Below are 9,438 nucleotides of genomic sequence, written 5' to 3'. Positions count from 1 at the left end.
AAGGGCTGGTGCAAGCCAGGAAATTCTCGGGCCTCCCTGTGCTGTTCGAACGCCCCGCAGAAAGATTGCGATGGTATCTATGGAATGGAAAAGTTCGAGCAGCCACCACGGACCTTCGATGGCTGCTGACCGATTGCGAACGGCTCTGCAAAGAGGATCTTGAAGCGCGTGACCCAGTTGCCCGCGTCCAAGCACGTTGCCGGGAACTCCATACCTATCTGGCAAACAATATCGATGGCCTGACCGACTACGGCTGGCGATACCGCAAGGGTCTGCCGATCTCTTCGTCCCGTGCAGAAGGCTGCGTAGACGACATCGGCAACACACGGATGGGAAAACACCGACGTATGAGATGGTCACCCAAAGGCGCCCATCACGTTGCCATCGTGAGGGCGGCCGTTCTCGATGGAAGGTTGACCAGCGCATACCGCAGGGCCGCAGCCTGACCCCAGGTTTTGCCCAATCCCGTGACAGCGTCGCGTCTTTCTTGAGTTCGTACAGAATGCGCCTGTCGATGTCGTCCATCTGCTGTCAGGCGCCCGTATCCGCCAGAATGCGGAGCAGATGCGCCGGTGTCCAGATAGGAATCGTGCATCCCGGAGACAGGATCAGACCGCGGTCGTGACTGGCCAGCGTATCGGCGATCTGGGCGCGCAGTTCGTCGGGTGTCATATCGGCGATGCGGCTTTCGTCGATGCCGCCGATCACGGCCTTGCCCGTCGCGTCCCGCAGCTCGGCAAGCGTCGGGTTGCCTTTCAGCCAGTCCGACACGCTGAAGACGTCCACCGGGTAGTCAGTAAAGCGTTCGAGCGACACCGGCGCGCCATGCACGTGAATGAAACGCACCATGCCTTCCATCGCCTCGAGCATTTCAATCTCGAAGTCGCGCATGAAGGTCGCATAGGTCTCGTCATCGGCATAAAGTGGCGAGCCGGGCTGGTTGCCGCTGTTCACGCTGAAGAAGATACCGTCGCAGCCCGCGTCGCGCAGAGCGCCCATGAAGGTGCACATGCTGTCCCCGACCGCCCGAAGCATCCGCAGCGTTTCCTCGCGATGGGCCTTGAGCACCGGGATCGAGGCCATGCCCGCGCGCCGCACGATCTGACGCCACGGATCGAAGGTCGTGAAGACGATCGGAAGGTCGGGGCCGTAATGCGCGCGCAGAATGCGCAGGCAATCCAGTTCCTCTGCAAAAAGATACTCAGACATATCCGCGCGCCGGAACCGTTCCATGTCAGCGGGGCCGCGTATCGTCTCGACGTTCTCCGGGAACGGGTAGTGAAAATCGTTCACCACCTTAAGGATGTCCCAGTCGTATTCGTCCTGATAGACGATATGGCGGCGGGCATGTTCGGCGCCGCCCAGGGTTTCGGTCATGTAATGCGCCCAGCATGTGCGCGGCACCCAGTCCAGCGGCTCTCCGGCCACGGCGGCGCGAAAACGGTCTTGTCTGTTCATCTCTGTCCTCTTGTCACGCAATTCCCAGATAGGCCTTTTGCATCTGGGGGTTGTTTAGCAATGCGTCTGCGGTGTCGGCGATCACGACCTCTCCGGTCTGGAGCACATAGCCGCGCGATGCGATCGACAGCGCCATGTTGGCGTTCTGCTCGACCACGAGGATCGACAGCCCTTCGCGCCGGTTCAGTTCGATGATCAGATCGAAAATCGTGCGGACGAATTTCGGCGAAAGCCCCATCGATGGCTCATCCATGATCAGCAGTTTTGGCCGGGCCATCAACGCGCGGGCCATGGCGACCATCTGTTGTTCGCCCCCCGACAGCGTTCCAGCCGCCTGCCCCGCGCGACTGGCCGTCACCGGAAAGATTTCGGCCATCTTGTCGATGTCTTTGGCTATGCCCGCGGTGTCACGCCGTCGCCAGGCCCCCATCATGAGGTTTTCGCGCACCGTCAGTTGCGGAAACATCCGGCGGCGTTCGAGCACCGGCGCAATCCCGGCATCCACGATCTGCGGCGGCCGTTTTCCGGTGATGCGCTGACCACCAAAGATAACCTCGCCGCTACGGGGCTTCACCCAGCCCAGAATGGTCTTCATCGTCGTCGATTTGCCACAGGCGTTACCCCCCAAAAGCGAGACGATTTCGCCCTCGCCCACGGTCAGCGACACCCCGCGCAAGGCGTGGACGGACCCGTACCAGGTGTGAACGTCATTCAATTGCAGCATTTTCCCTCTGCCCCAGATAGGCCTCGATAACGGCAGGGTTTTCCGTAACTTCGGCGGGTGGTCCTTCAGCGATCTTCTCGCCATGATCCAGCACGACAACGCGGTCCGACACGTTCATCACCAGCCGCATCTTGTGTTCGACCACCAGCAAAGTGTAGCCCGCGTCCCGCAACCGGAAGATCAACTCCACAATGCCTTGCGTCTCATGCGGGTTCATACCGGCGGTCGGCTCGTCCAAAAGGATCAGCCTGGGCGTACTGACCAGACAGCGCGCGATCTCGACGCGCCGCTGGTTGGCGTAGGACAGAACCTTCACCTTCTGATCGACCCGCGGCAGAAGGCGTTCCTCGAACTGTTCCAGTACCTCGAGCACCCGCGCGCGCGCGGCGTGTTCTTCCTTTTTTTGCCAAGCCGGACGAAGGATACCGCTTGCAATCCCGCTGCTGGTCGTCAGATGCGCGCCAACCAGTACGTTTTCCATCACCGTCATCTCGCGGAAAAGCCGGATGTGCTGGAACGTCCTGCGGATGCCCGCCTCGGCGATCCTGTGCGGCGGCAGATGGGTGATGTCCTGCCCCAGATAGCGGACCTGCCCTTCGCTGGCCGACGCGGTGCCGGTGATGCAGTTGAACAGGGTCGTCTTGCCCGCCCCGTTCGGGCCGATCAGGCTGACGATCTCGCCTTCGCCGACGGTCAGGCTGACATCGTGCACGGCCTTCACGCCGCCATAGTCCTTGCCGAGCCGCTCGATTTCCAGAAAACCGCTCATTGTTCGGCCTCCGACGGCAGGAAGGCATCACCCCGGTAGGTTCTGCGAGGCCCGCGATCGAAGAGCCGCAGGTGCAGGTTGTAGTGATGGCCGCCAAAGAGCCCCTGCGGGCGGACCTGCATGATGATGATCAGCACCAGCCCGTACAGCAGCATCCGATATTCCGCCACCGCCCGGAACAACTCGGGGATGGCAATCAGGATCGCCGCGCCCACGATCGGCCCGATCATGTTGCCCGATCCGCCAAGCGCCAAAATCGCCAGCAGTATGAAACTTTCGAGCATGGTGAAACTGTCCGGGCTGATGTAGCGGACGAAATGCGCATAGCACGCTCCGGCGATCCCGGCATAAAAGGCCGAGATGACAAAGGCCTGCACCTTGTAGCGGGTGACATCCACCCCCATCGCCGCGGCGGCCAGCTGATCTTCGCGGATCGCAACCAGCGCGCGTCCAAAGCGCGAATTGACCAGCCGCGCCATGGTAAAGACGACGGTCACGACAACTGCCAGAATGAAGAAATAGTATTCGGTCCGCGTGTCCACCTCCCAGCCCAAGATGGTCGGGCGCGGGATACCCTTGATCCCCAGAGGTCCGCCGGTGAAGCTGTTCCAATTCAGCAGGACCAGCCAGACAATTAGGTTGAAGCCAAGCGTCGCCAGCGCAAGGTAGATCCCTTCGAGCCGCAATGTCGGACGCCCCAGCGCCCAGCCGAATGCCCCGGCCACAAGCCCGGCGCAAAGAAAGGCCAGCTCGAAGGGCAGCCCGGCGTCCACAGTCAACTTGGCTGAGGTATAGGCCCCGATCCCATAAAAGCCTGCATGGCCGATGGCGATCAGGCCGATATAGCCGTTCAGCAGGTTCAGGCTTTGCGCGAGGATCACATAGATCCCGATAAATACCATGATTTGTACGATATACTGATTGGGGATCACGAAGGGCGCGATCACCAGTGCGGCGAGAAACAGGATCATTGGGCTGTTCTCGAGCGTATCCTTGACGATCTGCGGCATCAGTCCCCCCGTGCCCCGCGCAGCTGGCCGCTACCGAACAGGCCCTGGGGCCGGATCAGCAGGATGGCAAACATGAAGACAAAGGCGATGAGGTGGCGGAAGCTGGAGTTGACGAAATCGACGGAAAACACCTCGACAACGCCGATCATCAGCCCGGCGACGATGGCCCCCGGCATCGAGGCCAGCCCGCCGATGACAGCCGCACTAAAGGCCTTGAGCCCCAGCATGACACCCATCGTCGGATAAAACAGGTTGTAGTAGAACCCGATCAGCACACCCGCGATACCGCCCATCATCGACCCGAAGGCGAAGGTGACAGTAAATATCCGGTTGACATCGACCCCCATGGCCATGGCGGCCTCGTGATCCTGGGCCGTTGCGCGGATTGCGGTGCCCAGACGACTATATTTGAAGAACAGGAAGGTCGCCGCCATAATCAGGATCGCGACGCCCAGCACCGACAGTTGCAGATAAGAGACATAGACCTCGCCGATCCGGATTTCCGAAAATGCCAGACCCTCGATCTGGCGCATCGGGATGGCCTCGACCTCGGCCCCGAAAATCAGCAGGGCAAGCTGGGTCAGCACTACCGAAAAGCCAATCGTGACCAGCAGCGACGAAAAATGCGGTGCGTCCCGCAGGCGCCGGAAGGCGACGATTTCCATCAGCGCCCCGAGCAGAAAGGTCGTCACGACCGCCGCGACAATGGCCAGCACAAGACTGTCCTGCAGATGCGTGAAGACGACAAAGCCGCTATAGGCCCCGACCATGAAGACCTCGCCATGGGCGAAAGTGACCATGCGCAGCACGCCGAAGATGATGGTAAAGCCCAGTGCCAGCAGCGCGTAGATGCTGCCCTGCGTCAGACCGTTGATGAGTTGCTCGAACATCGCTCCGCCCTTTTTCGCTACGAGGGCGGGGAAAATTCCCCCGCCCCTCTTTCGGTCAGTCGAACATGACCCACGCGCCGTCGCGGACAGTGGTGCGGGCGTAGGCCTTCACCGGATCGCGAGACACCGTGTAGTCAAAGCCGCCCGTGGCGCCCTGGAACCCGCTCAGCTTGAATATGGCGGGCGCCACGGCGGACCGCTCGCCGCCTGCCGCGCGGGCACCGGTGACCGCAATAAGCCCGGCATCATAGCCAAGCGCCGCGAACAGGTTCGGCTTGACATCGTGCTTGGCCACATAGGCTTCGGTGAAGGCGCGGGACACCGGATCTGTATTGTCGGCGAAATAGAGCGCCGCAGCCGCGATCCCTTCGGCGGCAGAGCCGGCAAGTTCAAGCAGTTCGGGCGATTGCGGCGCTCCGGAGTTGAAAAACTGCGTTTGCAGACGCGCGCGCCGGGACTGGCCAAGGATCGCGCCCATCTCGGCGTATTGCGCCGCGATGAAGACCGCATCCGGCTCCATGTTCTTGATTTTGGTCACGACCGCGGCAAAGTCCTTTTCGCCCGGCGTGATGCCTTCCTCAGTCAGGACCTCGACCCCCTGCGCCTTGGCTTCTTCGACAAAGGCAGCGTTGGCCTGAACACCCCAGTCGTTGTTCACATAGATCGTGGCGATCTTGGCTTTGCCCATGTCCTGCGCCGCCCAACGGGCAAGGAACTGGCTCTCGGCCTGTTGCATCGCCATGACGCGGACCATGTTGTTGCCAAGGCCCGAGTAATCCGGATGCGAGGCTGTCGGCGCGATTTGCGCCATACCCGCCGCCTCGTAGACCGGGGCCGCTGCCATCGAGGCCGAAGAGGTAAAGTCGCCGATCTCCAGCAGGATCTCGTCATTGGCAACAAACCGCTCGGCAACCAGAACCGCTTCGCGCGGATCGCTGCGGCTGTCCTCGACGACCAGTTCGATCTTCTTGCCGTCCACGCCGCCATCCGCATTGGCCTGCTCTATGGCAAGCTCGATACCGTTGCGGATAAAGCTGCCATATTCCGCCATGTCACCGGTGATCGGCAGGGAAACGCCGAATTTTACCGTCTCCTGCGCCGTGGCCATCTGCGGACTCAGGCTTGCTGCAATAACAAACACGCCACCGGATATGGCCGACATTATATGCCGCCGGGTGATCATATGCCGTCCAGTCGAAATCATCTTCTTTGTCCTCCGCTGAATTATTACCTAACTAGTTACTTACTTTTAGGATTCGGGTCTATACCCTTTGTGGCCCGATGCGACGCGGCTCGGCTGCGGCGCGGTGTGCGAACCCGTCGAACGGGCCAGGTGTCGCCGGTCCGATCTGGCAAGATCACGGGCAAATTCGGCAATCGTGGCGATGATCCAGCCGCCTTGGCCTCGTCGAGGTAGGGCGACAGGTTGAAACGCACCCAGCCCGGACGGGCAATCGCAAGCCCGGCATCCAGAAGCGCGACCAAGCGCTCTGACATGGCCCGGTCGATCCCCAGAAACCGGTGCCTGTAAGGCCCGGCACAGGAGCAACCGCCGCGCACCTGCAACCCATAGCGTTCGCTTAGCAGCAACGCGGCCTCAGCGGCGTCGAGCGCCTCCCCTTCTCCGTCGCGGAACACCAGCGAAAAGATCGGCAGTGCCCGTTTCTCCGGCTCATGCCCCAGCACGTCCAGACCTGGAACAGTCGACCAGCAGTTCAGGGCCCTTTGTCTCAAGTTTTCCTGCCTGTCCACCAGCCATCCGTCGTCCACCAGATCGCGCAGCGCGATTGCCATCCCGGCCCGGATATCGCCCAGGATATCGGGCGTTCCGCCCTTTTCGCGGTCAGTGAAACTGTCGCTGTAGCGATGCGCCCAGGGCGAGACAAAGGTGCCGGTCCCGCCTCCGGGACCGGTCGCAGATCAGAAGGCCGGAAGCGCCAGGGCCGCCGACAAATTTGTGGGCCGAGATCACAATCGCATCCTTGCGTGCATCGCCATCACCCAGAGTGATCGGCACATAAAGCCCCGCGCAGGCGTAATCCCAGATGGCCAGTGCGCCGTGCTGCTTCAGGGTCCTGGTCACGCGCTCGCTATCGGTGAGCGTGCCGGTCACATTTGAGGCCACCGAAAACGACCCGACGATCAGATCGGCGCCGGCATGTGCCCGCAAGGCGGCTTCCATGGCGTCTGCATCCGGCCGGCCCCCAGCATCTTCGGCGATCTCAACTACCGTGGCCCCGGATTCGCGCCAGGGCAGGATGTTGGAGTGGTGTTCGTAGGGGCCGATCAAAACAACCGCACGGCCGTTCCGCGCCACCCTCTCGATATCGAGAAGCCGAACAATCCGGTTCAGCCCCTCTGTTGCGCCGCTTTCGCAGAACAAAACCGCGTGGCTTTCAGGCACCAGCAAGGCGGCCGCGATGATTTCAAGCGCCTCTTCGCGCAGCCGGGTCATAAAGGCGCCGACAAAAGAACTTTCATTATGTGTGTTGGCATAGAACGGCAGGACTTCGTCCAGCATGATCTCTTCGATCTGCCGCAGTGCGCGTCCAGATGCGACATAATCGGCGTAGACCAGCGGTTTGGGCCTCTCAGATGTGGGCACCGTCCTGCCCTCTCCGATCACACCCTGACGAATAGTCGCCGCGACATCGGGGTGGCTCATGCGGGACCGAAAAGTATCGAATGGGGACACCGCGACACTCCGCTTTGCTTTTAGTAACGATATGGTTACATATGGTCGGATGGAAATACATCGCTGCAAAACAGAAAATTCCACCGGGTTTTCGATCAAATGATCTATCATTTCCCGCATGTAGGGTTTTCTGATCGACGCTTGGCCGGAGGGTCCAAACGTGGCGATCACTGAGACAGTATCAGGCAGGATCGGCTTCGGCGGAACGGCGCTTGTCGGACAGACCCCGGATGAGGCCGCGCGCCTTGTCTCGGCGGCTTGGGATGCGGGAATCAGGACCTTTGATACCGCGCCGTTCTATGGCCACGGCCTGTCCGAACAGCGGTTGGGCGCCGCATTGGGAGACCACCTGTTTCGCGCCTGTCTCTGCACCAAAGTCGGGGTCCGCATTGTTCCGTGCGACCTTTTCGGAACGGCGCATCTGCGCGCGCGATGGCCTGCGAACATGCCGGGCTATGCCGCGCCAGCCTATGAAGCGGCGGGGATAATGGCGACGTTTGAGGAAAGCCTGCACCGGATCGGCCGGCATTTCATCGACATCGCGCTGCTGCACGGACTGACCCTGTTTCCGGACGCGGCGGCGCGCGATCTGGTCAGCGCACAGCGCGCACTGCACGATCTGAAAGAGACCGGAAAAGTCCGAAAGATCGGCGCTGCAGTTAACTCGATCGAAACCGCCATGCATCTTCTGGACGGGTGGCGGCCGGATGTCATGCTGATCGCAGAAGAGCTGTCCATTTGCTCCACGGCCTCTGCCGCACGGTTCATCGACAGATGCGATTCTCTTGGTATCGAAATCCTGGCGGCAGCGCCTTTTGCCGGTGGGGCGTTGTTCAAGCAAACGAATACGGTTCTTGACCGTTTGTACCAGGAACATGGCGTATCGCGCCTGGCCGCCGCGATCCAATACCCGATGCGGGCTTCTCCGGTTCAGGCCGTTGTGCCCACCATGAGCCGTCCGCAGCGTGTGACGGACACGGCAAAGGCCGCAGCGCAACCTATCGCCCAGGCCTTCTGGCAGGCGCTTGATCGCACCGGGTTGGGGCCGCTGGCGCGATAACCCCGCGTTATGAAAACCCAAACTTTCAGAGGAGTTTGCATTCTGAATGGCGATCCCGTGACTGGTGCCGAGATAGATGGCGGGACCAAGTGGGCCAGGCGGCATCGCGCCGTCTCATCATCAGAGCCGCTAAACGAGCTAAATGCGCGAAAACGAGCGGACACAAAGACAACTTGGGCAAAGATATCTGTCTCAATTGAACAGCCAGAGAAAGGGAATCCCGGGTGCCGGGCTTGAAGGGACAGAAAGAAGCTCATCCGGATCGGCCGCGCCCGAGGGCGCCGCCGACATTCGAATGATCCCGCTCGACCAACTGGAGCCGAGCCCGCTCAATGTCCCCAAGGTGGCCGCAAGTTCCAGCGATGGGGATTGGGCAAAACCTGGGGTCAGGCTGCGGCCCTGCGGTATGCGCTGGTCAACCTTCCATCGAGAACGGCCGCCCTCACGATGGCAACGTGATGGGCGCCTTTGGGTGACCATCTCATACGTCGGTGTTTTCCCATCCGTGTGTTGCCGATGTCGTCTACGCAGCCTTCTGCACGGGACGAAGAGATCGGCAGACCCTTGCGGTATCGCCAGCCGTAGTCGGTCAGGCCATCGATTTTGTTTGCCAGATAGGTATGGAGTTCCCGGCAACGTGCTTGGACGCGGGCAACTGGGTCACGCGCTTCAAGATCCTCTTTGCAGAGCCGTTCGCAATCGGTCAGCAGCCATCGAAGGTCCGTGGTGGCTGCTCGAACTTTTCCATTCCATAGATACCATCGCAATCTTTCTGCGGGGCGTTCGAACAGCACAGGGAGGCCCGAGAATTTCCTGGCTTGCACCAGCCCTT

The 9,438-nt window shown here is 61.0% G+C and carries 8 protein-coding genes and 3 pseudogenes; 2 read left to right on the top strand and 9 right to left on the bottom strand.

Annotation, left to right across the window (positions count from 1 at the left end; translation table 11 throughout):
• A pseudogene (locus BLT75_RS23770) lies at positions 1-446 on the top strand (ISKra4 family transposase); the annotation flags it as partial.
• Between the two features lie 85 nt (positions 447-531).
• Here BLT75_RS23770 and BLT75_RS23765 read toward each other — a convergent pair.
• The 8 genes and pseudogenes from BLT75_RS23765 to BLT75_RS25165 all read right to left on the bottom strand — a co-directional run bounded on the left by BLT75_RS23765 (position 532) and on the right by BLT75_RS25165 (position 7,516).
• Positions 532-1,458 carry a uroporphyrinogen decarboxylase family protein gene (locus BLT75_RS23765; protein ID WP_093038209.1) on the bottom strand — a complete coding sequence of 309 codons (927 nt, stop codon included), beginning with the start codon at positions 1,456-1,458 and terminating at the stop codon, positions 532-534.
• A gap of 13 nt (positions 1,459-1,471) precedes the next feature.
• On the bottom strand, positions 1,472-2,182 hold the full coding sequence (locus BLT75_RS23760; RefSeq protein WP_093038207.1) for an ABC transporter ATP-binding protein: 711 nt from the start codon (positions 2,180-2,182) through the stop codon (positions 1,472-1,474).
• Complete coding sequence (locus BLT75_RS23755) at positions 2,166-2,951, bottom strand: ABC transporter ATP-binding protein (protein WP_093038205.1); 786 nt, start codon at positions 2,949-2,951, stop codon at positions 2,166-2,168. Before BLT75_RS23755 ends, BLT75_RS23760 begins: the two co-directional genes overlap by 17 nt.
• Complete coding sequence (locus BLT75_RS23750; protein WP_093038203.1) at positions 2,948-3,961, bottom strand: branched-chain amino acid ABC transporter permease; 1,014 nt, start codon at positions 3,959-3,961, stop codon at positions 2,948-2,950. Before BLT75_RS23750 ends, BLT75_RS23755 begins: the two co-directional genes overlap by 4 nt.
• Entirely contained in the window at positions 3,961-4,851 is an 891-nt protein-coding gene (locus tag BLT75_RS23745) for a branched-chain amino acid ABC transporter permease (protein WP_093038201.1), read from the bottom strand. Before BLT75_RS23745 ends, BLT75_RS23750 begins: the two co-directional genes overlap by 1 nt.
• 55 nt (positions 4,852-4,906) lie before the next feature.
• Positions 4,907-6,055: an ABC transporter substrate-binding protein gene (locus BLT75_RS23740; protein ID WP_093038199.1), complete on the bottom strand. Its 1,149-nt coding sequence runs from the start codon at positions 6,053-6,055 to the stop codon at positions 4,907-4,909.
• Between the two features lie 35 nt (positions 6,056-6,090).
• Positions 6,091-6,699: pseudogene (locus BLT75_RS25170) on the bottom strand (hypothetical protein); the annotation flags it as partial.
• Positions 6,695-7,516 (bottom strand): aminotransferase class V-fold PLP-dependent enzyme, encoded by an 822-nt coding sequence (locus BLT75_RS25165; protein ID WP_281243207.1) that lies wholly within the window; start codon positions 7,514-7,516, stop codon positions 6,695-6,697. The pseudogene BLT75_RS25170 and the gene BLT75_RS25165, both read right to left, overlap by 5 nt.
• Positions 7,517-7,706: 190 nt before the next feature.
• On the opposite strand from BLT75_RS25165, the gene BLT75_RS23725 reads away from it, so the two are divergent.
• The gene (locus tag BLT75_RS23725; RefSeq protein ID WP_176828254.1) at positions 7,707-8,606 is read left to right on the top strand and encodes an aldo/keto reductase; all 900 of its coding nucleotides are present in this window, start codon (positions 7,707-7,709) and stop codon (positions 8,604-8,606) included.
• 386 nt (positions 8,607-8,992) lie between these two features.
• Here the strand turns inward: BLT75_RS23725 and BLT75_RS23720 are convergent.
• A pseudogene (locus BLT75_RS23720) lies at positions 8,993-9,438 on the bottom strand (ISKra4 family transposase); the annotation flags it as partial.

It is taken from the genome of Ruegeria marina (genome assembly GCF_900101475.1).
Taxonomy (GTDB): domain Bacteria; phylum Pseudomonadota; class Alphaproteobacteria; order Rhodobacterales; family Rhodobacteraceae; genus Ruegeria_B; species Ruegeria_B marina.
The sequence above is the reverse complement of the archived record's forward strand: the minus strand, read 5'-3'. Positions and strand labels throughout refer to the sequence as shown.